General features: G+C 34.0%; 21 protein-coding genes and 1 pseudogene. 1 reads left to right on the forward strand and 21 read right to left on the reverse strand.

The genetic code is table 11. The features are described from left to right. Positions 1-610 precede the first annotated feature (610 nt). The 11 genes and pseudogenes from tnpC to AC1TO4_RS03925 form a co-directional block, all read right to left on the reverse strand. Positions 611-2,174 (reverse strand): annotated as a pseudogene (gene tnpC, locus AC1TO4_RS03875) (IS66 family transposase). A gap of 73 nt (positions 2,175-2,247) precedes the next feature. After that, the gene (tnpB, locus tag AC1TO4_RS03880) at positions 2,248-2,787 is read right to left on the reverse strand and encodes an IS66 family insertion sequence element accessory protein TnpB (RefSeq protein ID WP_482104238.1); all 540 of its coding nucleotides are present in this window, start codon (positions 2,785-2,787) and stop codon (positions 2,248-2,250) included. Between the two features lie 80 nt (positions 2,788-2,867). Beyond that, on the reverse strand, positions 2,868-4,589 hold the full coding sequence (locus AC1TO4_RS03885; RefSeq protein ID WP_482104377.1) for a phospho-sugar mutase: 1,722 nt from the start codon (positions 4,587-4,589) through the stop codon (positions 2,868-2,870). A 165-nt stretch (positions 4,590-4,754) separates the two neighbouring features. Next, complete coding sequence (galE, locus tag AC1TO4_RS03890) at positions 4,755-5,750, reverse strand: UDP-glucose 4-epimerase GalE (RefSeq protein WP_482104239.1); 996 nt, start codon at positions 5,748-5,750, stop codon at positions 4,755-4,757. 71 nt (positions 5,751-5,821) lie between these two features. Next, positions 5,822-6,481, reverse strand: a complete 660-nt coding sequence (locus tag AC1TO4_RS03895; RefSeq protein ID WP_482104240.1) for an HAD family hydrolase — start codon at positions 6,479-6,481, stop codon at positions 5,822-5,824. Positions 6,482-6,529: 48 nt separating this feature from the next. Further along, on the reverse strand, positions 6,530-7,216 hold the full coding sequence (locus tag AC1TO4_RS03900) for an acylneuraminate cytidylyltransferase family protein (RefSeq protein ID WP_482104241.1): 687 nt from the start codon (positions 7,214-7,216) through the stop codon (positions 6,530-6,532). Continuing rightward, positions 7,213-8,838: an aldolase catalytic domain-containing protein gene (locus tag AC1TO4_RS03905; protein ID WP_482104242.1), complete on the reverse strand. Its 1,626-nt coding sequence runs from the start codon at positions 8,836-8,838 to the stop codon at positions 7,213-7,215. The genes AC1TO4_RS03900 and AC1TO4_RS03905 overlap by 4 nt, the downstream gene beginning before the upstream one ends. 61 nt (positions 8,839-8,899) lie before the next feature. Continuing rightward, on the reverse strand, positions 8,900-9,904 hold the full coding sequence (locus tag AC1TO4_RS03910; protein WP_482104243.1) for a polysialyltransferase family glycosyltransferase: 1,005 nt from the start codon (positions 9,902-9,904) through the stop codon (positions 8,900-8,902). A gap of 5 nt (positions 9,905-9,909) precedes the next feature. Next, positions 9,910-11,427 (reverse strand): oligosaccharide flippase family protein, encoded by a 1,518-nt coding sequence (locus AC1TO4_RS03915; protein ID WP_482104244.1) that lies wholly within the window; start codon positions 11,425-11,427, stop codon positions 9,910-9,912. A gap of 191 nt (positions 11,428-11,618) precedes the next feature. After that, positions 11,619-12,638 carry a glycosyltransferase gene (locus AC1TO4_RS03920; protein WP_482104245.1) on the reverse strand — a complete coding sequence of 340 codons (1,020 nt, stop codon included), beginning with the start codon at positions 12,636-12,638 and terminating at the stop codon, positions 11,619-11,621. Between the two features lie 609 nt (positions 12,639-13,247). Then, entirely contained in the window at positions 13,248-14,414 is a 1,167-nt protein-coding gene (locus tag AC1TO4_RS03925; RefSeq protein ID WP_482104246.1) for a nucleotide sugar dehydrogenase, read from the reverse strand. A 266-nt stretch (positions 14,415-14,680) separates the two neighbouring features. Between AC1TO4_RS03925 and AC1TO4_RS03930 the strand changes: the two genes are divergently transcribed. Continuing rightward, positions 14,681-14,938: a hypothetical protein gene (locus AC1TO4_RS03930; RefSeq protein WP_482104247.1), complete on the forward strand. Its 258-nt coding sequence runs from the start codon at positions 14,681-14,683 to the stop codon at positions 14,936-14,938. A gap of 1,096 nt (positions 14,939-16,034) precedes the next feature. Here AC1TO4_RS03930 and AC1TO4_RS03935 read toward each other — a convergent pair. The 10 genes from AC1TO4_RS03935 to AC1TO4_RS03980 form a co-directional block, all read right to left on the reverse strand. Further along, on the reverse strand, positions 16,035-17,147 hold the full coding sequence (locus AC1TO4_RS03935; RefSeq protein WP_482104248.1) for a glycosyltransferase family 1 protein: 1,113 nt from the start codon (positions 17,145-17,147) through the stop codon (positions 16,035-16,037). A 276-nt stretch (positions 17,148-17,423) separates the two neighbouring features. Next, positions 17,424-17,849: a serine O-acetyltransferase gene (locus tag AC1TO4_RS03940; protein ID WP_482104249.1), complete on the reverse strand. Its 426-nt coding sequence runs from the start codon at positions 17,847-17,849 to the stop codon at positions 17,424-17,426. Positions 17,850-17,861: 12 nt separating this feature from the next. Beyond that, positions 17,862-18,992 (reverse strand): EpsG family protein, encoded by a 1,131-nt coding sequence (locus tag AC1TO4_RS03945; protein WP_482104250.1) that lies wholly within the window; start codon positions 18,990-18,992, stop codon positions 17,862-17,864. A 3-nt stretch (positions 18,993-18,995) separates the two neighbouring features. Beyond that, positions 18,996-20,108: a glycosyltransferase gene (locus AC1TO4_RS03950; protein WP_482104251.1), complete on the reverse strand. Its 1,113-nt coding sequence runs from the start codon at positions 20,106-20,108 to the stop codon at positions 18,996-18,998. 53 nt (positions 20,109-20,161) lie between these two features. Next, entirely contained in the window at positions 20,162-21,118 is a 957-nt protein-coding gene (locus tag AC1TO4_RS03955; protein WP_482104252.1) for an ATP-grasp fold amidoligase family protein, read from the reverse strand. Positions 21,119-21,136: 18 nt separating this feature from the next. After that, positions 21,137-21,886 (reverse strand): glycosyltransferase family 2 protein, encoded by a 750-nt coding sequence (locus AC1TO4_RS03960; protein ID WP_482104253.1) that lies wholly within the window; start codon positions 21,884-21,886, stop codon positions 21,137-21,139. After that, positions 21,886-22,602, reverse strand: coding sequence for a sugar transferase (locus AC1TO4_RS03965; protein ID WP_482104378.1), 717 nt, complete (start codon positions 22,600-22,602; stop codon positions 21,886-21,888). The genes AC1TO4_RS03960 and AC1TO4_RS03965 overlap by 1 nt, the downstream gene beginning before the upstream one ends. A 77-nt stretch (positions 22,603-22,679) precedes the next feature. Beyond that, positions 22,680-23,900: a DegT/DnrJ/EryC1/StrS family aminotransferase gene (locus AC1TO4_RS03970; RefSeq protein WP_482104254.1), complete on the reverse strand. Its 1,221-nt coding sequence runs from the start codon at positions 23,898-23,900 to the stop codon at positions 22,680-22,682. Positions 23,901-24,222: 322 nt separating this feature from the next. Then, positions 24,223-25,101, reverse strand: a complete 879-nt coding sequence (gene galU / locus AC1TO4_RS03975; protein WP_482104255.1) for a UTP--glucose-1-phosphate uridylyltransferase GalU — start codon at positions 25,099-25,101, stop codon at positions 24,223-24,225. A 34-nt stretch (positions 25,102-25,135) separates the two neighbouring features. Then, entirely contained in the window at positions 25,136-26,500 is a 1,365-nt protein-coding gene (locus AC1TO4_RS03980) for a glucose-6-phosphate isomerase (protein WP_482104256.1), read from the reverse strand. Positions 26,501-26,536 lie beyond the last annotated feature (36 nt).

The following is a 26,536-nucleotide window of genomic DNA, read 5'->3' on the forward strand; positions in this document are numbered from 1 at the left end:
TTGTTATAATTCGTTTATTTGGATTCAATTTCACACACAACTATGAATCTACTCTCAATACACCGCAAACCTTTTCCTATTCATCCCAATTCGACACATAAATGAGATTACCTTCTTTTATTTTCAACTTTGCAAAATAAAATAGTGATTTGTAAAGTTATGTAGGTTAAACCACGCAATATAGGAACAAAGATCAGACATTCACGCATAAGTGGTAAATGCCTGTCGTTTACTGGTACATTTATTGTTATTCGTTCGTAAAAAACATGTCATGGATGGTACATTTCATTGGCTATAATCATACCTGAAATTAGTTTATATACAGGCACCCAAAATTCTATCAATAAAGGCACATGAAGCCTTAGGCTTCGCCAATAAGTAACTAAGTATTCAGTTTATTTATTCCAGTCAAATAATAGCCTCAGTTGTATAAGCTACAACTGAGGCATAATAGTTAAATAATATTAATTAATAAGACCACACAACAAAAGTTATTCTCACTAAAATTCCAGACTATCGTAAGCCCGAACTATAAAAAAAGCACACTTCTTTGGCGTGCATGACAAATAGCCGTCTATGACGATTTTTCAAATCGAATAGGCGGCTTATTTTATGGCTTGCTGCATGTTGTCTGGATCACCTTTGACCAGGGTAAATACTGATCCAAAATTTTGGGATTCTGATGGATATCCAAATTTGGCAGATCTATCAGTAGCTTCTTCAGGTATTCATAGAAATCGATGCCATTACTTTTTGCTGTCTCTGCGAGACTCAAACAAATAGCGTTTGCGTTTGCCCTTGCCCCAGCCTCACTAACGGAATGCATCCAATTTTTTCTCCCGATTACATTGGGACGAATGGCATTTTCGGCAGAGTTATTGTCGATTTCAATCCGACCATCAAACAAAAATGCTTGTAATCCGTCCGCTCTCTTTAAGGTATATTCTGCCGCTATCGCGAGTGCACTTTTACCAAAGAAGGGCGACGTATCTATCCATTGGAAGAATTCCTTCACAATCGGCTTCGAATATTTCTTCCGCATTTTTCGGCGTTTGCTCGGAGATAAGTGTTTGAACTTTCGTTCCAACTGGTATAATTTATCGCAATAACTTACACCGAGTTGTCCGTTTTTGCTATCCGCTTTTAACCAATAACGTCGAACATGAGCCCAACAGTTGGCAAATGTAACATTTGCCAAGTTCCCATAAGCAGAATATCCATCACACACCATCGTCCCCTTGAATCCCTGCGTGAAAGTTTCTAATACTGATCTCGCACGAGATAATGAGCTTTGGAATAGCGTAATGACGGGTCCCTGACTTGGCACCGTGCGATACACCCAATTATAGGCGTTGGTCTGACCCGACTTTCCATCGGAACGACGGATAATTTGAGCGTATGTTTCATCTACATGCAGAACGTTTTTTATCATCATCCATTCTTTCATTCGATCATAAACCGGCGACGCGAATGACCCAGTTCGATAGATTCTTATCATTGGTCTCCAAACCATAACGAATCCATTCCTTCACCTGACGGTAAAGGGGGAGATACTGCACAAATTTATCATAGATCACTTTAGCGAGTACACTTGGACCGGCAAGGCTCCGTTGGATAGCTGAATAAGGAGCTTTTCCCCGTTTCATTTGTGCGGGCTGGGAGACATCTCGTTTACATTCATTGCATTCATATGTATGCTCTACGTGTTGCACTTTCATCATACTGGCTGGGATGAATTTCGCCTCTTCACGGGCTACCTTACTTCCTATTTCCGTCATTTGATGTTGGCAACAATTACACAAAATATTTTCTGGATGATGATGGATGACATCTACTGCCACATCATTACGCAAGGAATCGTTCCTCTTTTTCTTCGATTGTTTTCGAACAACAGTATAGGAAATGGTCTGTTGGCTTTGTCCTTCTGTGTGCTCAGGTTTTGTAAAAGAAGATTCATCATCAAACAAGGATCCTTGCCCATCGGGCATCTGGTATTTCGATTTCTCCGTTTTGGAGCCAAATAACATCTTGGTTAAATGTTGCACCTGTTGTGTAAGCGCCTCAATTTGCTTTGAAAATTCTTGATTTTGCTGATTCGAATGGGCCAATTGCTCTTCTAGTACCTGAATCAATTTTCCCATCTGCTTTTCATTCTTAGAAGAAACATCTGACATCACATTCACCACTTTCCGTTCAACTTCATTTTTATTAGTATAACGGGTTCGAGCAGTGAAATAAATATTAAATTTAAAATACTCCTTTAGGCGAAGAGCGAATAGCTTTTGGCTGTTGGATGGACAAACCTTCTAGCAGCCATCGAAGTTCCTGTTGTGACAGGTTCCGAACTTCTAGTTCGTTTTTAGGCCACTGCAACTTTCCGCTATCGAACCGTTTATACAGCATGGCGAAGCCATCTCCATCAAAGTATAAACATTTATATCGATCCTTGCTTTTTCCCGCGAACAGAAAAATGGAATCGCTGTATGGATCCAGCTCAAATGAGTCTTGAATCAGCGTGGCAAGACCGTCCATGCCTTTTCGCATATCCGTTTTCCCACAAACGATGTAGATATTTTTCACACTGGTATAATCCTGCTTCATAGATGCTTCAACTCCCTCAATACCGTTTTGGATGATGCGCTCTTCCAGTCCGTTATAAAAGAAGATTTCAGTGGTACCGGTTTTGATTTTGCACATACCGGAGGTATTCGAGGTCGCATGGGAGAATCCATCTTTGCTATCAGGTTGGAGTGTGACGGGGACAATCGTTAATTTTTCTTGAGACATGAAACAGCACCTCCTAAAATTGATACATTGATCGTACCAAGGAGGTGCTACGTTTGGATATGCGTTATTTGATTGGGGGCTTACAGACTATCAACACGATCCAATATGTCTTCCACCAAAACTTCTATAGCTGCTTCCGCCTCTTCCGCCGTATCCTTCCGCACCCCAAAGTAAAACTTACACTTCGGCTCAGTCCCAGACGGCCTAACACATACCCAAGAACCATCCTCAAGTAAGAACTTTAAAACATCCGCTTTTGGCAAAGTCAATTTCTCAATCGTTCCATCCCCAAGGCGTCTTGTCCCCGCTTGATAATCCTCAATAGCACTAACAGCAACACCAGATATGGATAGCGGCGGATCCTGACGAAGCGCTTCCATAATCACTGCAATCTTCTCTTGTCCATCTTTCCCTGTAAGCGTTAACGACTCCAGCGCTTCCCGGTAATGACCAAGCTCATCATATAGCTCCATTAAGCCACCGTACAACGATTGTCCAATAGACTTATAATAAGCTGCCATTTCCGCAGTCAACAACGCAGCCTGGACTGCATCCTTATCCCGTGCGAATGTGCCTATCAAAAAGCCGTAGCTTTCTTCGTAACCGAATAAAAATTGATGTTCGCCACTCTTTTCAAATTCCTCAATCTTCTCGGAGATATACTTGAAGCCAGTTAAAGTATCAATTGTAGGAATCTCGAATTTTGCTGCGACAGCACGACCGAATTCCGAAGTGACAATCGTCTTCATAACGACTCCGTTTTCCGGTAGAGTAGCTTTTCGTTTTTTCTGCATAAGTAGGTAGTGTAATAAAAGTGCGCCAAGCTGGTTCCCGGTGAGCAATTCATATTCCCCATCCTGGTTTTTGACTGCCACGCCAAGACGGTCTGCGTCCGGATCTGTCGCTAGTAACAAATCGGCACCTTTTTCTTGTCCAAGCTTAATGGCTAGTTCAAATGCATTACGCTCTTCTGGGTTAGGATAGACCACCGTTGGGAATCGGGAATCCTGTACAGCTTGTTCTGGCACAACATGTACGTTGTTAAATCCGAAGTTATGAAGCCCTTCAGCAACAGGTACAAGCCCTGATCCATGGAGTGGTGTAAAGACGATGGACATGTCCTTCCCATGCGCTTCAATAGCCTCTGTATCCTCCCTCAATGTAAGAAGACATTCTTGATAAGCTTCATCAATCTCTTCCAATATATAAGTCAGCATTCCACTTAGAAGTAGCGCTTCCTCGTTAGCGGTTTGAATAGCAAACAAGTCTTCAATCTCTACCATATGTTGAACAATTCCGTCTGCTGCATCCGGCGGTAGTTGTCCTCCGTCTTCCCCGTACACTTTAAAACCGTTATACTGTGCAGTGTTATGACTTGCTGTTATGACGACGCCTGCAAATGCATTCAAATGTCTCATTGCGAATGATAATTCAGGTGTTGGTCGACTTTCTTTGAACAAGAAAACGCGAATGCCATGCTTCCCTATTGTTTTTGCGGTTTCTAAAGCGAAGTCATACGAATAGTGACGTGTGTCATAGGCAATCACAACGCCACGTCGCATATCGTCTTCTCCAGACGCAATGATATGCTGAGCTAGTCCTTCCGCGACGCGACGGATAGTATACACGTTCACCCGGTTAGTCCCTGCTCCCAGCAACCCACGCATTCCACCTGTCCCAAACGAAAGATATTGATAAAACCTGTCTTCTATTTCTTCGTTATTATGCATAATGAGTTTTAGATCATGCTGCAACACATTTGGTATTGAACTTTCTCGCATCCACTTCTCAAAAACATGCATATATGTTCCCAAGATTAAAACCTCCTATTCATACAATAAAAATTTCCCAACAATTCAACGCCTCTTTCTTATATACCTCGATATCTAGAGAGCCGAATGGTTTCACAGCTAGACTACAAGGCACAAAAATAAAAACCAAAAGGAAAAAAGAAGGAGAATGGACCATTACTCCCCATTCCCCTTCTCAAACCGCCATGAATCCCGACACATCGAAACAAGATCAAGTTTAGCTGTCCAACCAAGTTCTCTCTCAGCCTTCATAGCATCGGCATAACACGAAGCAATATCCCCTGGTCTACGATCCACTATTTCATAAGGAACTTCCATACCATTAGCCTCCTCAAATGCTTTCACTAGGTCTAACACACTTGTGCCACGACCTGTGCCCAAATTATAGACATTAACACCATCCGTCAAATGCTCGATTGCCGCTACATGCCCAGCAGCTAAATCCATGACATGAATATAATCACGGACACCTGTGCCATCAACTGTTGGATAATCATTACCAAATACACGTAGCTGCTTAAGTTTCCCTTTTGCCACTTGCGTTACATAAGGCATTAAATTATTTGGAATACCATTTGGTGCCTCGCCAATTAAGCCACTTTCATGCGCGCCCACTGGATTAAAATAACGTAGAAGAGTCACTGCAAAACCAGGATTAACGTTTGCCATATCCGTTAAAATACGCTCACTCATCGCCTTCGTTTCACCATAAGGATTCGTCGTTGGCAATAAGTTCATCGTCTCCACAAACGGCACCTGATTATCTCCATAAACCGTAGCAGAAGAACTAAAGACAAATCGTCCGACATTAAACTTCAAACAAACCTCAGCCAGCACCATAGTACTCACCAAATTATTCATATAATACATTAACGGTTTCTCTACCGATTCACCTACAGCTTTCAAACCAGCAAAATGAATCACACCATCAAATATATGACCTTGAAAAATACCTTCTAATGTGGCTTTATCCGTTACATCGATTTCATAGAAGATAACTTCCTTACCTGCAAGTTTTTGTATTTTATCAATAGAATCACGCTTACTATTACAAAGGTTATCAGCTACAATCACTGAATGACCCGCTTCAAGTAAAGCCACACATGTATGGGAACCAATATATCCAGCACCGCCGGTTACTAGGATGTTCATTATTAAGTCTTTCCTCCTCCATGCATAAAGGGTCTTGGAATACCTCAGTATTCATTAGATTTAAAGAAGCTTTACATAAGCTCTTCAAGAGTACTAATAACCTTAATAGCTCCAGTTCTACATAATAAATCCTGCTCTTCAGATTGAACTGTAAAATTACTCATATAAATAAAGTCTAAATCATACTGTTTAGCAGTCCTCATATCAGATAATGCATCGCCAATAAATACAGCTTTTTTATTAGGATTATTATTCAAAATAATTGAAGTACACTCTATTTTAGTCTTTGGAGAACCATAAATTGCAGTGAAATATTTACTCAAATCCCTACCACTCAATGCTTCATTTAATTCATTTTCATCACTTCCAGATGCTACATACAGTTTTTTATTTAAATTGGACAACCCCAATAATAAATCTTCACACCCAGGAGTAATTTCTGCGAAGCCATATATTTCTTTACAGATATTCGCATATTTTGATAAAAAATCGTGATATTTTTCTTCTTGAAAAGACTCTTTTGCAAAGTCATTTAAAAATTCTCTAAATTTCACATATCTCGAAACTCCAAATGAGTTTTTACAATAGGCAACAAACTCTTCTACAATATCTGATGGGTAGTTTGCTACAGCCTTCCCAAAGGCTTCACTTTTTAATAGATTCACATCTATAAGCACTCCATCACAATCAAAAATAACAATATCATAACGTTCCAAAATTTGTGAGTCCATTTACCTTACCTTCTTTACAAGTATACTTTACTGCTATACATTAAAAAATTATATACTAGCTAGCTTTGCATTAAGTAAACATTCTGCAATGTCAAAATCCTCAAGCCAGTCGATGTCCATGCCTTCAATTTTATCTAATGGATATAATTTAGGTACATCCCCAATTCTATCTTTATTCTTTGAGTATATATCTGCACTTGATAAAAAGACTGCACTATTCACCTCATGTAACGGGGGAAGTGTTTGAGTTCTAGGCCATTTTTCAACACTACGATCATAATTAATTGGACCATTCTCTCCCCATACAAAACTTTGAATAAGTGAAGTAGTCATTAAAGAATCATACTCTTGTTTAAGGCTTTCTTTATAAGAAATAATAATCTTTTTATAAGCATCAGAATTTAAGAATGGTGAAGTTACGTGAGTCCATAAAATATGACCATCATTTATAAGAGTCCGAGCATGAGTAATTAAATCGTCTGTACTTGTTTGGCTTGAAGATAAATCCTCTTCTCTACGATGAATAACCAAATTTTTAATCCCTGAAAGCTCAGCATACTTAATTATCTCTTCATCATTAGTTGACAATATAATAGTCTCAATTTCTTCTACTTCGCTCAACTGTTTTAATTTTATCTCTAATAAACCATTGCTGTAAGATGAAAACGGACGAATGTTTTTATTTTTCACCCTTTCACTTCCTTTACGACATGGCAAAAAACAGGTTATCTTCATTTCACATACTCTCCTATCAATTGATATACACTGGTTTTCTCAATTTGATATCTTGTTGGTGTTATTGCAACAATTGAACGTGCTTGTTCACTGTTGGCATACAATTTTAATAACTCATTCATTTCCACATTTCTACTATCATCTGAGCTATATCCGTCAAATCCAGCTAATAATATTCTTGTTGCATTTCCGCTAGTTGCAATAGATAAGGCATAAGCAATTACTAAAGCAGTTGGTACTGTGCAATAATTTTCATCGAAACTAAATGTGTTTTCTTCACATTTAATACCGAAATCTTTTATTTCTTTTTCTTTAAAAGCTTCAATTATTTTTTCATCTAACATTGATATCGGTGTAGCAAGTGGTTGTGGTAGTCTTGCGTGTATATTATAATCCGCCATTAATCTTACAGGATGACAAGCAGCTCTTATATCTATTAAATCCGCTTCAATATACTCTTGAGTATTTAATGCTATAACATATGGTTTGGCAACTCTAATATACTCTTCTAAAGCTTCTTTATGCTTAATTATTCCAGGACCAGTCCCTAAAATAATTACTTCTCGATTAGAAATCTCAACAGCAGGATTCCATGTACCAACTGGTTCGCCTGCAAAAAAGTTTCTTGCAGCTTCTAAAGTATCAAAATTAAACTTTTTCCCACCTTCTAATTTCAGATGATCAATTACAGATAATATATCCTTTTCATCATATCGAGAATCATTTATCATTTCCTGGATATAAGTCGGATGTATACCATACTTACCAGCTAAATAATAATAAGTATTTGTTCCCCATCCATATTTCTGTTGCATCGGATGAAAACTTTTCCGTATTAATTCTAATAAGGGTGTTATATTGATTGATTGATTTCTATAATTATCTAACTCGATTACAGCATACTCAGTCTTAGCATTCCCCGGACCTCTACCCATACCAGTAACTGTTCCGTCAATCCAAGTCACACCTTCTTCTACAGCTCTCATAGAATTAGCAAGAGCATGTCCCATATTATCATGTGTATGTATTCCCATTGGACCTTTCCAAACCTCACGGATAACTTGGATGATTTTAGATGCTTTTTCTGGATTTAAACTACCTAAGCTATCTGCAAAATATAATACATCTAGAGAATAGTCATTCGCTAAGGAAGCCAAATTCTTAATCTCATCAACACTCCGATCAGCAACCTGCATAAGATTAAAACCAACAATATACCCCTGCTCCTTCAACCAGTTCGAAGCAGGTAATGCTTTCTCAAATTCATGTACATGGCAAGCTACTCGAACTAAAGATACAGGTGATTTAGATGCTGGTGCAAATAGTTTCGATAAGGCAACTTCGACACCCTCGGGATGATTTACTAAATCACTAGCATTTACCATTACACCTATATTAAGGCCTTTTGGAATTTCCAAACTTTCAATAAAATTATCCGTAGTATATGCGCAAGCTCCTTTAAAGCCCTCTTTACTAAATCCACGGAGTCCTAGCTCTACGTAATCTATAGAAATTTCATCCATTGCTTTTAAGTAATCTTGAATTAAATTAATTTCAAAATCCCAAGAATTATAATAACCACCATCACGTAAAGTGCAATCTAGTAATTTTAATTTATTCAATATTCTCGCCCCTCTATTTCCGACTTTCATCTATGAGAATTAGATCACTTACAAAAATCAATCATTGATACTTCTTCAGCCAATCAAACCCTAAATATACTTTCTCATCAACAAAATTAATACCATTTATTGAGGAGGAACTTACAGTAATAGCTTTTTTATATTTAATTTTTGAATTAAAGTTTAAAATTTCCGTTGGTATATTTTTATCCATGACTTGTACATTATTAAAATTATCTCTGTAATTAAAATTATCTCTTGGATGTGGTTTAATGACAATATTTAAGTCTTTACAGTAGATATTAATAATTTCTTGATATACTTTTCTCTGTATCTCTTCAGTTTGAACCATTGAATCCTCAAATAGTGGTTGGCTCAGAATAAGAACAGCATCATCATGCGTAGATAGTTCTACTTCTTTACTTACAAAGACCATATATATTTGTTGCTTTTGTTCCTCAGTCAGTGCATTAAATATTTCATTTTTATTTTTCACTCTTATTTTTTCTTTAGGAATTTTCATTCCATCTCTGTCATTTACTTCTACAACTCTGGAATATTTAGATTTACCAAAAGAATATTGAGTTTCTAATATAAAACCTAATATTCTTTTTATCAACGGCTTATGATAGTCTATTTTCACATAATTATCTAATACCTTATAAGAATCTTTTGCATCTTCTAGCAAATTGTAATAGATTTTATTTACTCTTAAATAAGATCCTAAATGACTCCAGTCATTAAAAATATTCACTTCTTTATAAGTATTCTTTTTTAATTCGAATGTTGGTTTAATCATTTTATTTAATCTATAACTGGAAAATAAACTCCCTATTTTCCCAAACTTGTTGGTATTCCTATAATTATTATAGTATTTTTTTTCACTAAACATATATACATTTTTTAATATATCAGTTTCTTTTAGTGTTTCAATTAGTTTTTCATATTCTGGAATAGTATCACAAATAACGATATCTGCCTCTACTTTATCTTTAGTTACCTCTTTGATTAAAGAAATTAATACGTGGTAATAAGTAAAACACAAATAAATTCTTCTACTTTCCATTTTCATCACCCCTTTCTCTTTAATTTATTAATTAGAAAGCTTCTCTCTGATTTATTAAGTAAAACCATTCCATTAATTAACAGACCAATCCCTGATGTTATTCCTGCAAAAACAAAAAGTGACAACCAACTACTAATATTAAACATAGAATTAATACTTAATCCAACAATTGTGATAATAACAAATCCTAAAATTGATTTGATAATCTCGGGGAAAAACGTATGCCATTTAAGTCCCAAATAATTCGCTCCAAATGGGGCTGTAAAAATTAAATTTCTTATTATTCCTAGTATGCTACTCACTCCTGCAATTGCATATATACCAAGGTTTGTTGTGTTAAGTAATATAAGTACAATTAAAACATTTATCACTCCCGTTAAAACTAACACCATTGCGTTTACTTTTACTTTATTTGTTACTGTAAAAATTCCGTATATGCTATTTATAGATCCACTTATTACAAAGACTGATACCGACAAAATCGATAAAATTTGTAACGTTTCTGAATTTTGATTTGGGACCCAAAGTCTAAAAAATTCCTCTCCGAATACTATTAAAATTGCTATAGGTATATTCGTTATAAGCCCCAATAATTTCATAGATCTTTTAATAGAAATTACTAATTCTTCTATGTTTTTTTTTGCATATAATATTGTAAAATCGGGCATAAACACACCCGCTATTGTTCCAATTAATGTCGCTAAAACCATTGGAACTGTATTTGCAACTGCTAACATCCCCATTGCAGATGCACTAATAAAAATATTAGAAAGCAACAAATTTAAGCCCTGTAAAAGAATATTTCCAAGATGTATAATTGAATTCCATATTCCTGACGAAAAAAGTTCAAAAACTGCTTTCAAATCAAAATATTTTTTATTTATCTTAATTTCAGGTAAAAATTTCTTCATATAATAAAAATTAAATAAGGATATATAAAGTACTACTATTAGCGCAGAAAATCCTATATAAAAAACTGCTGGGTTGAAAAATACAAATAGTAATATTAGTATTACTGATTTAATAATATTAGACTCTATTGCTCTAAGAGAACTCAAATAAAGTCTATTCGTTGCGAAAGTAGAAACACTAAACGAAGAAACCAATAGACTAATAAGGAAATTTACAAATAGAAAAGAAACAAGAATCCTTACATCTACTAGAATTCCACTTGGGACTGACACAATTTTATCTATATAGAAAATACATAGCATTGCAGGAATAACCATTATCCCAACTACTATACTATTGGCCATTATTACAGATGTGAAATATTTATTAGCTGCATTCCAGTTATTTTGATGTATCTCAATAGTTATAAATCTTCCAGCCATTGAGTTCAAAGCAATAGTTATCAAACTCGCAAAATTTATAATGTTAGTTCCTAATTGTACAAATCCATATGCCTCTACCCCAAGCGACTTAATAATATATGGAGTTAAAAAAAAACTAATCCCAATATTAACAATAAACGCTACAATACTTGCGGATAGATTTATTGTAAGTTGTCTTTGTCTGTTCATATTATTTCTAAAATTCCCTTCATTTACCGATACCCCCATTAGTCTGTAAAATACTTATTTTACTATAACTAGATTAACCGGGATTTCGAACATCCTATGAATAGTACCTGTTTAGAATTTAGATACAGTTTTTACACATCGGAAATTCCTGACTTTTTGGTGACAAGAATAATTATTCCAATCTTAAGAAACTAGTTCCGAAATATTAATATTTTATCTCTCATTATCCATTTTGTTTTTATGAATATTTTAAAAATACAAGTGCATGCTTTGAATCCAATTATTTTACAAATCAAAAAAATAATCTTATTTTTATAACCTTGAGCAAAATTTAAAATCCTATCATTATCTTTTAATAAATTAATTATCTCTTCTTTTTCATTCTTATTTAATAATCCTGTAAATCGAATTGACTCGAAATATAGATTGGCAAAATTTTTTAACAAACTTACTTTTAAATCATCACTAATTTCATATTTCTTTAATTTTTCGTACCAAAATATAGATATATTAATACGGTCTTTAATATTTTTACTAGTGAAATTTGAGGTTATCTGACCATCACGTTCAAGTCTATATACATAAACTGGTTTATTATAATATTTCACGTATTTAGCTTTCAGAAAAATTTGAGGTGTCCATAGCACATCTTCATAATTTCTTCCTACCTCAAAAAAAAGATTGTTTGAAATAATAAAATCCTTTTTCACCAAATAAAGTACTGCAAACCAATTATAATATTTATTATTACTAAAAATATATTTTAAACACTCTTTTCCGTTTATACCATCAATTTCATTACTACTAATTTTTATATCAGATTCTGTATAAATATCTTTCTGTTGATAAAAGCAACGATTTTTAAAAAAAATGAAGTCTAAGTATGAATTCCCCTCTATATAATTCACTAAATCGCTCAAGAAATCTATTCCCCAATAATCATCCGAATCCAAAAATATTAAATAGTCACCTGTAGAATTTAGGATTCCAACATTTCTTGCTTCAGATAAGCCACCATTTTTTTTGTTAATAAGTAGAATATTTGAATATCTTTCCTTATATTCATTACAAATTAATTCACTATCATCAGTAGAACCATCATTGATTAATAATATTTCTAAATTTGTATAAGATTGCGCTAAGACACTTTCGATACATTGTTTTAAATAATTTTCAACATTATATACTGGAATTATAATACTTATTTTCATATAATATTTCCCCTTATTGACATCTTAGTCTACGTCAGTATTTTGAACAAAAAAAGTTAAACCTGCCTTATATTCAAATCTACTTAAGTAGTGGCTAACAACCACGGATGATGTTCCTGAAAAGGTAGTAAGGTTAAGCGAGCTAAACAGAAATCCAGATCACTTTGCTTTACAGATAGCTTACTGATAACACATCTTTCCGATTTGTTGAAAATCTTTATTTTGAGAATAGGACAATTATTTATTAAAAATATACCAAGATTCAACGCCTTAGCTAGTACCAATTTCATCCTTTTAAAGTTGCTACGTGACCTTCATGAAGAATTTATTACATAAACTATTCTTATAATCTCCGTCCTGAATGAAATATCTAAGTAGAGATACTAAGTGAAAGGTGGCTTCGCCCTTGCTATTCCAGTAAGTAAAATCTGCTCACTAACAGCTTTTGTTTTACCTTAATAATAGTAGTAATGTAAAGTGCAGTTTTATAGCAATTTTCTATTTACAAACGGGCCTTTATTAGTATCGTAGTGCTAACAAGATTATAATATGCTAGCGGATTTTCTACAGATTCACCTTTCGTTTTAACGTCATCTAAGTTATCTACTTTTAATCCCTACTAAATAAATCCCTCGTATACACTTTTTCTGCAACATCTTTAATATCATCTGACAGCCTATTTGCTACAATTACATCTGAAACTTTCTTAAACTCTTCTAAATTAGCAAACACTCTAGAATTATAGAAATTCTCTTCATTGAGAGCTGGCTCATATACAACAACTTCAATACCCTTCGCTTTAATACGCTTCATAACTCCCTGTATAGCTGATTGTCTAAAATTATCAGAATCCGTTTTCATAGTAAGTCTATAAATCCCTACAATTTTTGGACTTCTTTTAATAATCATATCTGCAATATGATCTTTTCTAGTTTTATTTGCATCAACAATCGCCGTCATTATATTATTAGGAACATTCTCGTAATTTGCTAATAACTGCTTTGTATCTTTAGGAAGACAATAACCACCATAACCAAAAGATGGATTATTGTAATGTTTACCTATTCTTGGGTCTAACCCAATACCATCGATAATTTGTTTAGTATCTAAGTCTTTTACCTCGGCGTAAGAATCTAGTTCATTAAAAAAAGCAACTCTTAAAGCAAGATAAGTATTGGCAAATAATTTAATAGCCTCGGCTTCAGTTGAGTTTGTAAACAAAACATCTATATTTTCTTTTATAGCACCTTTTACAAGTAAATCAGCAAATATTCTAGCTTTATTGGATTTTTCACCAACTACAATTCTTGATGGGTGCAAATTATCATAAAGAGCGTTTCCTTCTCTTAAAAACTCTGGCGAAAAAATAATTTTATCTGTTTTGAATTTCCCCTTTACTATCTCTGTATAACCTACAGGAACCGTTGATTTAATAACCATTGTAGCTTCTGAATTAACAGATAAAACATTAGCAATTACGGCTTCAACGGTTTTTGTATCGAAATAGTTTTTTTCCGGATCATAGTTCGTCGGTGTGGTGATGATAACATACTCTGCATCTTTAAAAGCTCTATTATTGTCTGTAGTAGCTGTCAAGTTTAAATCTTTTGTAGCAAAATATTCTTCAATCTCATTATCAACTATTGGAGATCTTCTATTATTAATCATATCGACTTTATCTTGGATAATATCTAAAGCAATAACTTGATTATGCTGAGCCAATAATATTGCATTGGATAAGCCAACATAGCCTATTCCTGCTACTGTGATTTTCATTTTTTACCTCTCCATTACATTAAATTTATTAAATTGATTTTATTATATTTTATAAATACAGTAGTAGCTATTAGAGCCCATTACTATGTCAATGTTGACATGAATGTCTTGATGCAAGTTAGCTTTTCTCATGAAAGTAACAAACAAAAATAAAGCAACTTGTAAAATGAAATGCAACAGTAAAAATTAACGGAAAACAAGAACATCCACAGATAAACCGTGTATGATTAGGTCGACTAGAACACAATCTATACGGAGGTTTATACATGGCACAATCAAATTCTACCTCATCTAAACGCTCGTTTACGCATCTCACTACCTTTGGACGTGGAAAAAATGCAGCGCTCGATGCAAAAGAAAAATCCGAATCCGCCATTGCCAAATCCATCAATCTTAACCGAAGCACCATCCACCAAGAACTGAAGCGCAGTACATTGACACAAATGAAGTCGGATCGAAAGACTTTCGAAGCCTACTTTCCAGTGACCACTAAAGCGAAGTACGTAGAAAACCGAAAAGCCTGAGGTGCCAAACTTAAGCTAGACGACACAATCGAATTCATTCAGTTCTTTGATACAAAGACTTTGAAGGACAAGAGGCCACCCGATGCAGTCTGTGGATTTCGAAGCTACACGATCTAGTTGATAAGTAACCGGTCTGCACAAAACGGTATATAATTACATCAATATCGGCTACTTCAAGGTGGAAAATATCGACCTACCGATGAAAGTTCACTTTAATACGAAAAGAGATGAATTCGCGTAAACAAGTACGTTCTAGGACGGGGTATCGAAGAGCGTCCTGGTGAAATTGATGAACGGAAAGGATTTGGTTATCGAAAAAAAGTCAAGATGATGCTTTGTTGACATTGACCGAACGGAAGACGCGAAAAAAATCATCATTCGGATCGACGGCTAGGACAGTGATTCTGTGACGCGGGCGATTGATGGACTGAGCACGCAATAAAGCGCAAACTTTGCACAGGTGTTCAAAACCCTCACATCTGATAACGGATCTGAATTCGCTAAGCTTGTTGAGTCGGTCTCAACAGAAAATACCGATGTCTTCTTTACGCACCCGTTAACTTACCTGCGAGCGCGGAACGAACGAGTGTCACAACGGACTCATCCTCCGGTTCATCCCCAAAGGGAAAGCAATCAGTTCTGTTTCGGAAGAGACGATTCGCTATGCTGAGAACTGGTGCAATAATCTACCAAGGAAAATCCTAGGCTACCATAATGCCAGAAGAGCGCTTTTCAGATGAACTTGCCAACATCGTCTGATTCATGGTATATAGGTATTTTCATGTTTTGTTGCATTTAATACCACAATCTAAACAAATAAAAATAACTAAATATATTGCACTAAAAGCTGGACACCTTATTTCTTTACTAACGTTCTTATACAACCTGAAATTAAAACTTATTGAAGGAAACATTTAATAGTATTGCAAATCATTTTATTTCTCTCTTGTATTCCAGTATGTTAAATCTGCTCACTAATAGCTTGCCTATTATTGAGAAAGTCATTGGCTTGCATCAGTAGAACTTTATCTTGATTAACTTCTTTTTTCTATGGTTCCCTCATTTATAATCATGATAGTCTATTTGGATTTCCCATTCAGTTTAAATATAACCCCTGTATTAATTCTACTGTATTTTCAATAGAATATCCTTTCTCAAGAATTTTTTCATATCCTCTTTCTTTTCTGACCATTTTTGATTTTAGAATGATTTCCGCCCATGTGGAATCATCTTTTAACAGTGAAATGAATTTAACTAAACCCATATCCATATCCGCCTCTTTCGGAACAGTATCTGATACATAACATGGGAGACCTATAGCTTGAGCCTCAATTAAGACTATGCCTAATCCTTCGAATAAAGATGGGAATAAAAATATATCAAAACAGTTTAAAATTTCAGGAATATCATCTCTTAAACCCAAAAACTTTACATTTTTCTCAATATTAAGATCTTTAACCTGTTTCTTGATATCATCTTGCAAATCTCCTTTTCCTACTAAAATTAAATAACAATCTCTTTTAATTTCTATCATTTCATTAAATATCTCAATAATAAATTTGTGATTCTTCTGATCGTTAAATCTACCAATATGTCCAATAACAAAAGCATCAACAGGAATATTTAATTTATTTAATAGTTCTGTTCTATCTTTGTTAATATTTTCAAACTTATTTAGATCAATTCCATTATTAACTTGAACAACTCTTGGATTACTAATATCTCCGAATAAATCAATACTTGCTTCTCGACTACAACCTAGAAGATGATTTGAATTTTTCAGCATTTGAAATCGCATAAATTTTCTATATATATTTCTCGGCAAAGAATCCTTTTTCCCATCGCTTATATTATGACTGTGACAGATAATGTTTTTAACTCCAGAGCGATTTGCTATTTTTGCATTTATTCCTGAAAAGTAATGAATGTGACTATGAACTATATCAAATTTATTTTCTTTTATTAATTTTTCAAAACCTTTAATATAGCCGTAAAATCCACCGAACTTTTTGGGTCTTGGTATAACATAAATATTCCCCCCCAATGATATAATCTCATCATCAAAATCCCCTTTATCAGTTGATGACACTAAAAAATCAAATTGAAATTTTCCCTTGTCTATTTTTCTATAAATATTCATTATTAAAGTCTCTGCTCCACCACGGTCCATTTTTCTACTAAAGCAATGTAATATTCTTTTCGTTGTCATTTCAATAATCCTTTCAAATCTGAGATATACTTTATTCTACACTCATTATCCCTGAATACATCTGCAGCCCAGTTAAGCATGTAATCCCCCTGCTCTTTTCCATCATTGGTTTCAATTTCACAAAAATTTTATCTGATCTCACTAGTAGTTTATACAAGAACGAAAATATTTAATAGTTCTCTCAAATGGTGGATTTATAATATTTAATGGATTCGATAAATTATCAGTTGAACATCACTAAATTTTATAATTATTTTACATATATTTATTATCTAATTATATATGACTCTTAATAATCTTTGCGGGCACTCCGGCTACTACACAGTTTTCCGGTACATCATCAATTACAACTGCTCCAGCAGCAATTATAGAATTATTACCAATATGAATAGGTCCCAAGACCATAGAATGCACTCCTACAAGAACATCATCTCCTATAGTAGGTACTTCTACATGCTCTCCTCTACCGCCTATTGTTACACCATGCAATACCTTGCAGTTTTTTCCTATAACAGCATTTGGATGAATTACAATGCCTAATCCATCATGGGGAAAAGTCGTTCCTTTCCCAATATTCGCCTTATAAGGTATATCGCATGAGAATATTATTCTAATAATCGCCCTAATTAATAAAGAGATTATTGACATTTTCTTTAAATAAAAGAACCTTTCTATTCTATATAACGTGTATATTCTATCCAATTAGAAACCTCCTCATTCATTCCAAAAGAATTTAAATGGTATTATTCTATTCCATTCTGGTCTATAGTATAAAATTATTAAATTATAAACTAAGGTTAATACGATAATACAATACTTCACAAATAATGCTTCTTTTTCATTTTTTATATTGTTTATAACATTAGGTATATAAATGATGCTGAATATCCAGAAATATATATACATTCGATCTATCATTGATGCCTTAAAGGCTACTACTGATATTGCAAAGGCAATCAACATAAAATAAGAAAGTGTGTGTTGTTCATTATATTTAACATTAAAAGTATCATTTATTTTTATTTCACTTCTAGTCTCTTTTGTTGATATCGAGTATCGGTAAAACACACCAAGTAAAAGAAATACAAGAATAACTAACCCATTAAGATAATTCGCGAGATTATTTGAAGCAAATTGAGCTGAGAACTGATAATGCGAATAATATTCAGGTACAATTTTAAATATCAACGAAATTAAAGGTTCAAACAAGAAATACATTATTCCAGTAGATAATAATATAATATAAATACCTTTTCTATTAAATTTTATTAAAGAAATTGGATAAGCTATTAAAAATAATACCGCACTACTATGAAACATAGTTGCAAATAAAACTAGAAAAATAAACTTTAATGGTTTTCGTTTCTTTATATAAAAGTAGCTTGAACAAACTATTATTACTGCAATTGTCTGCCTCAAACCACTCAAGAAGAAATAATATAATCTAAGTGAAACAAGAAGATAAAAACTCATCCATACTATAGAGGAATTTTTTATTATAAATATGCCTATGCCTACCATTACAATAAAAGAAGTAATAATAAATAAGAATTGATAATCATAAAAAAACAAAGAAATAATTTTATTATAAATTACATATCCTAATTCAAATCTTGTTGGATTGTAGAATAAATTACTGAAATCTCCGATATATTGCAATTGTTTATATAAATCAATGTAGGTTATGGTGTCATTGCCAATATCAGCGCCTTTAAATGCCATTAATGAAAACAAAACACAAGAAACAACAAAACAATAAATTTTATTCCGAAGTTTAATTTCAACTCCACTGAGTAAAAACCAAAAAACTATAATATACATCATCAAACAAGCGTAAAAAATCATAATTTAGTTTCTTCCATTCATATTAATATAAATATTTTGTACTCTTTTCGCCTCTTTTATTATATCAAAATCAGACGATTTTATTATTTCGTGAAATTCAGACCTCTTATTATTAATTATTTTTCTTTGTAAGGCATTATTCCATTTATTAACTTCCAAATCTAAGTAGGTCACATTTCCTAAATCAACCTCTTTTGTTATACTACTTGACAAAAAGCATGGCAAACCTGATGCTTGTGCTTCAACAGCAACAACTGGTAAACCCTCTTTCAATGATGGCAAAACAAATGCATCAAAACACTGTAATAACTCGTTAATATCCTTTCTAAATCCTAGAAACAATACTTTATTCTCAATTTTTTTAGATTTTACTAGTTCTAAACTTTTTTTAATAGTATCTCCATCTCCTACTAAAACAAGGACAAAATCATCGCTGTATTTGCAAATATTATTAAATACTTCTATTAAAAATGCATGATTTTTTATTTCATTAAAACTAGCAACATGCCCAATGACATATTTATTTGTAATTTTTAATTTTTGTCTGTAGGTTTCTCTAATTTTTATATTGAATCTATATTTATCTAGTTCAATAGCATTTCTGATTATCTCAATTTTTTTATTCTTCATGAATTTTTCACCATATAAAAATTCACCCGCTTTTTCTGAACATGCCCAATATTTATTTGCATATCGCTTAAGATTTAAACATAGAATAGAATTAATAAAACTTTTAAGCTTATTGCTAGAAAACATTGTTGAATGACTATGAACAATTCTATTTGATATTTTATATTTTTTAGCAAACCGTAGATTGAAAAAATTAGTAGTCGGAGAATGCAGGTGTACAACCTCGTATTCGCTTGCATGTTTTTTAAAGAATTTTTTTGTTTCATAATTAGACTTACATACAGTTTTTAAAGATAAAGGTGATTTTATATGATAAATATTTCCACCCATTTTTTTTATTTCATCTTCATAAGATATTTCAAAGTACTTCATTACCAAAAAATCAAATTGAATTATTTCCCTGTTAATATTTCTATATAAATTCATTACAATTGAAGATACTCCACTTTTAATAGCCAAATTATCAACAACATGTAATATGCGCATAAATCCACTTCCTCGATTAAAATTAATATCACGAAAAAATCATAATCTATTCTTTATTTAGGCAAAACTAACCAATCCCCCATTTGCTTTGCAAAACTATCTGGTTTCATTATTTGATAGCCAGAAGCATGATAGAACGTTAATTCACCAAAGTAAATCTTTTCATCAAAATAATAGAAATCTACTCTTACTGCAGGAAAGTCTTCTGATAATTTTTCCGCAATTTCAACCATTTCTTTAAGCCTTTTTGGTTTTTGTACATCATAATTTTGCTTGTTTGGGTATGCTATTTGTGCATCAATTCTATTCCAATGTTTATCGTAAATATTTCTATAATAATTTGAGTTTTTAACTCCTTCGATAACTGAATCGATATCTATAGATATCGATCTTACTATTCCGTTAAAACAAAAAAACCTATAATCCTCCGGTGGATTACCAGTACTAGGCGTAAGTAACTTCTCACAAATAATTTTATTTTCAACATCCTTGTAAGCCCATTCTCTTCCATATGCAAAATAGTCTAGTTTTATCCATTTCTTAAATCTTCCTTTTATTTTCTTTATTTCTTTTTCAGTTTTACCATGGCAAATATAATTAAAACTAGACCCATTAGTCAATTTCATAATGAAGTTGTTTGGCAATTGATCAAAATCCACTTCATCAATATTTTTATAAACACCGATTAGTGGGATAAGTAGCGATTCACCAAATGTCGGGATTTTTTCCTTTACATAGTCTCTTACAGCATACTTGTCCACACATGTGTTTAGAATTGGATTCTGGTAGTACAGCTTTAACCATTGTATTTTTTCATTATATGTAACTAGATTTCCAAATTTTATTTCTGAGCCTGTTCTTTTTTTATACTGTTTTTCTATAAATTTCTGATTGTCTATAAACTTAGTGCTAAACATTGCTAACTTTAGACTCAAAACTTTTAATCTGTAGGCTATCTCATCATTTTTTTTTATATTATTAATAATTCTTTTTTTAAATTGTCTATTCATATTTTTGCCCTCTCCACCTTACTTAATTCTCATAATTTTAATAAACACCCAGTAGCTTATGTGGAAGATTGAACGAATAATTGAAAGTTTTTCTATCTCTCTGTATAAATACCAGTGATACTTTATTAAATCCAGCTTATTACTAGATATCGAATTACTTCTTAATCTATACTTCATTAAAACATCTGGCATCCCATAAATATACTTCTCTTTCTTCAACATCTGGAGCCAGAGAGCATCATCATTTCGTTTTCTGATATTCGGGACAACAAACTTCCCCAATTTCTTAACATTGTACATAACGGACGAATTACCAACAGGACAGCTTAATAATACACCATTGTAATTCGTTTTAGTTTTTGTTTTGATAATTTTTTTCAGAGATTTCCCTGCTTCATTAATCTGCTCATAAGCAGTACACGAGAAATAATAGCCGTTATTTTCCATAAAGGATAACTGCCGTTCCAGTTTATCTTCGGTCCATAAGTCGTCACTATCTAAAAAGGCCATATATGAGCCGGTTGCCAATTCCATTGCTTTCGTTCTGGCTACAGCAGCCCCTGAGTTTTTTTCTAGTAAATGGTACTTGATTCGATTATCTTGTTTAATATATTCTCCTACAATTTCTATTGTATTGTCGGTAGAACAATCATCAACGATAACCATTTCCCAATTCCGATAAGTTTGTTTTAATACGGTCTCTATTGTTTCTGATATAAATGCACCACTATTATATGTAGGCATTATTATAGAAATTATATCCCTCATCACATCTCTACCTCATTCTTATTTTCAGTAGTTAAATCATTTACAGAGTTCTCACTGATCTTATCTCTCTTAATAACTGCAAAAACAGTCTTTATCATCGTATTAATATCACTAAAAAAATTAAATCCTTCTATGCTCTTTAAGTTAAATTTCATCTTCTCGGATAAAACATGATTAACATATGTCTCTTCAGCATCATCAGCATTAGCTAAAAGCAGTTCTTCATTCTTGTACTGAATACTTGCTTCAGAAGTAACTCCTGCTGGTAGTAGTAATGTTGCCATCATCTCATCTGTATACTTCTCAACATATTTAACTACTTCAGGTCTAGTTCCAACAAAGCTCATATCCCCTAAGATAATATTAAGAAGTTGAGGAATTTCATCAAGTCTTGATTTCCTTAAGAATTTTCCAACCTTCGTAACTCTATCATCATTTTTTGTTGTTACTTGAGTACCAATCTTATCTGCATGGTTTATCATGGTACGAAACTTATAAATCCTAAACTTTTTCCCGTATTGTGTTATTCTTACTTGACGAAACATAATAGGCCCTTTAGAATCTTTCTTAATTGCAATACTTATAATAAAGAACACAGGAAATAGAATAACGATAGCTAGAATAGCAATTACTATATCGAATACCCGTTTGGTAAATAGGCCAAATCTTTTCTTATATAAATGGTCATAATACTTTTTCACACTATCATTTTTCATATTACCAGGTAAGTCTTCCCACTTTATTAGTATCACTTTTCTACTCCTCTATTTTGCATTCACCAGTCTACTTCCCATTAAAGAACTTCTTCCAGCACCATCTTCAAACTCTTATTCACATACTCCACATCTTCGTCACTCAACAAAGTATGAAGTGGAAATGAAATTTCATTAATATATTGCTTATAGGCATTAGGATAATTCTTAATATCAAAACCTAAATTCCTATAGGCCGTAAACATAGGCAATGGTTTGTAGTGGACATTACACGCAACCCCAACTTCTGCCATCTTAACGATTATTTCATTTCTCTGGTATTCATTAATACCAGGTATCCTAGCTAAATAAAGATGTCCTGAGGAAGTAAAGTCCTCACCATAATGCTGCAATCTTTGAACACCTAATGGTAAAAGAGCTTTGTCATACATCCCAATTATCTCTTTACGCCTTTTCATTAGACCCTCATATCTATTTAACTGCACCAAGCCAAACCCAGCCATTATATCAGTCATATTACACTTATAAGCAGGATAGATAATGTCATACTCCCATGCACCAATTTGTGTTTTTGCCAATGCATCTTTAGACTGGCCATGAAGACTATACAGCATATATTGTTTATAAAGCCATTCATCATCTAATCCTAGATCATTTTTCCATACGACAGCACCACCTTCAGCAGTTGTCAAATTCTTGACTGCGTGGAAAGAGTAGCAAGTAAAATCGGCAACTTGTCCACATTTCATACCTTTCCTTTCAGCACCAAAAGCATGGGCAGCATCAGTCATAATAATTACTCTATTAAATAACGATTGAAGTTCATTATTATCCCTAAATAATTCTTTTTTACTCTCTACTATCTCGTATATGGTATCGTAATCACACATTTTCCCACCTATATCGACAGGTATAATCACTTTTGTCTTATCTGTAATGGCATCCGCAAGTTTTGAATAATCCATCTCAAAAGAGTTTGGGTATGTATCAACTAGTACAATTTTCGCCCCTACATGATCTATAACAGAGGCAGATGCTGTATATGTATATGCTGAAGTTATGACCTCATCTCCAGGTCCTATTCCTAAAATGCGAAGAGTAAGTTCCATTGCAGCTGTTGCAGAATTTAAGCAAGCTGCCTTATTTGTACCAACATATTCAGCTATTCTTTTTTCGAACTCTTTTGTTCTTGGGCCAGTTGTTATCCAACCAGACTTCATTGCTTTTGTTACTTCTTCAATTTCTGCATCGGTAATATCCGGGGGTGAGAAAGAAATATTTCTTAATTTATTATCAATCATTTCATTTACCTCGCTTTATTAAAATTTGGTTTTAGAATTGAAAAAATTTTTAGTAGTTTAGTACTTGATTGGATTCCAGAAGTGTTCTTGTCCAACAAACTACTAATCCTCTAAAGAGAAATTACATCTAATTTATATCCACATCACATTCTTCATCCAACCATATTATCCTAACGACTAGGTTTATATTTCACCCCATTTTAGATACGAATGAATGTTAAACATTGTATTCTAATCCTAAATAGCGAGACTTCACCCCATCTACACAACACAACCCCCCTCGCCCATCAAACAAGAACGAGCAAGGGCCCAAAACCACTAACTACCTAACCAACCTCTTCTCCATCAATTCCTCAAGATAAACCATCAACTCATCCCGAATTTCCGGATTCTGCAAAGCAAACTCAATCGTAGTAGTAATAAATCCTAACTTCTCTCCAACATCATACCGCTTACCTTCAAAATCATAAGCAAACACACGCTGAATTTTATTCAACTGTTGAATCGCATCCGTCAACTGAATTTCCCCACCTGCTCCAGTTTCCTGCTTCTCTAAACACATGAAGATTTCTGGAGTGAGCACATATCGACCCATAATGGCAAGATTCGATGGAGCTGTTCCCTTCGCAGGTTTCTCCACAAAGTTTTCAACCGCATACCTTCGCCCCGTTTGCATAGAAGGCTCTACAATGCCATAACGATGTGTTTCATTATCTGGTACAGTTTGTACACCAATTATGGACGCATGCGTTTCATCATACTGATCCATAAGTTGTTTCAAGCTCGGAACTTCACTTTGCACGATATCATCTCCAAGCAACACTGCAAACGGCTCATTCCCAATAAACTTACGTGCACACCAAACAGCATGTCCAAGTCCTTTCGGTTCTTTTTGACGTATGTAATGGATGTCTATATTTGATGATTGTCTAACCTTCTCTAATAAATCGAATTTTTCCTTTTCAATAAGGCTTTCTTCTAATTCAAAGTTATTATCAAAATGATCCTCAATCGCTCGCTTCCCTTTTCCGGTAACGATTATAATATCTTCAATGCCGGATGCAATTGCCTCTTCAACGATGTATTGAATGGTCGGTTTATCGACAATCGGTAACATTTCTTTCGGCATGGCTTTAGTCACCGGTAAAAATCGCGTTCCTAAGCCGGCTGCTGGAATGATTGCTTTTGTTATTTTTTTCACTAAAATGCGCCTCCTACTTAATTTTTTGCTTCTGTTAATATTCCCGGACACTAATTGTTTCTAGAGTAATATCCTCTTTTATCTTTTCATACCCCGGCTTCTCCAACAACTCAAACATATTACTCTTATACAATTCCACGCCTGGTTGATCGAACGGATTCACACCGAATAAATAAGCACTCATCGCACAGGCTTTTTCAAAGAAATACACCAAGTATCCAAATGTATAAGCGTCCATCTTAGGTATCTCAAACACCAAGCCTGGTACGCCGCCTTCTATATGTGCGTCTAATGCACCTTCAAATGCTTTGCTGTTCACATAGTCGACCGTTTTTCCAGCTAAATAATTCAAGCCGTCTATATTCTCTTCATCACTTTCGATTAGCAAATCACAGATAGGTTCTTTTACTTTAATGATTGTTTCGAACAAATTACGTTGGCCTTCTTGAATGTACTGACCAAATGAATGCAAGTCTGTCGAGAAGTTGGCGGAGGCAGGGAAAATCCCTCTACGGTCTTTCCCTTCACTTTCGCCAAATAACTGTTTCCACCATTCTGCAAGATAATGCAAGCCTGGTTCATACGACACGAACATTTCAATGGCCATGCCTTTTTGAAACAGGATGTTGCGGATCACCGCGTATTGATAGGCTGCGTTCTCTTCCAGCAACGGGTTTGTTAACTCGTTTTGTGCATGCATGGCACCCGCCATAACGCTGCGTATGTCTGTTCCGCTTGCTGCAATCGGCAAAAGTCCAACAGCGGTCAATACTGAATAACGGCCTCCGATGTCATCTGGGATAACGAATGTTTCATACCCCTCTTTATCGGCCTGTTTTTTTAAAGCGCCCTGTTGTTTATCTGTTGTCGCATAGATTCGTTTTCTTGCTTTTTCTTTTCCATATTTCTCTTCAAGCAGCTTTCGGAAAATCCGGAAAGCGATTGCCGGTTCTGTCGTCGTACCAGACTTTGATATGATGTTTATAGAAAAGTCCTTCTCTGCTAAAAACTCAATGACATGTGTTATGTAAGTAGAGCTAAGGTTATGACCAACGAAAATGACTTGAGGATATCCTCTTTTGTCGCTAGGCAGCATATTGTTGAAGCTATGGTTCAGCATCTCAATGGCTGCCCGAGCGCCTAAGTAGGAGCCGCCGATTCCAATCACAAGAAGAACGTCACTCGTTTCTTTAATATGGAGGGTACTTTCTTGAATACGTTCAAATTCCTCTTTGTCATAGTTTTCAGGAAGGTCTACCCATCCTAAATACTCTCTATGAACACTAGATTCGCTGTGCATTTCTTGATGGATGGATTTCACTGTCTGTTCCAAGAAGGAGAGTTGATAACTCCCGAAAAAAGAACTTGCTTTCGAATAATCAAACGTTATATGCGCCAATGCTTCACCTCCATATAGTGATTTACTTAGGTGTCG

This window comes from Sporosarcina sp. Y838, from assembly GCF_056786515.1.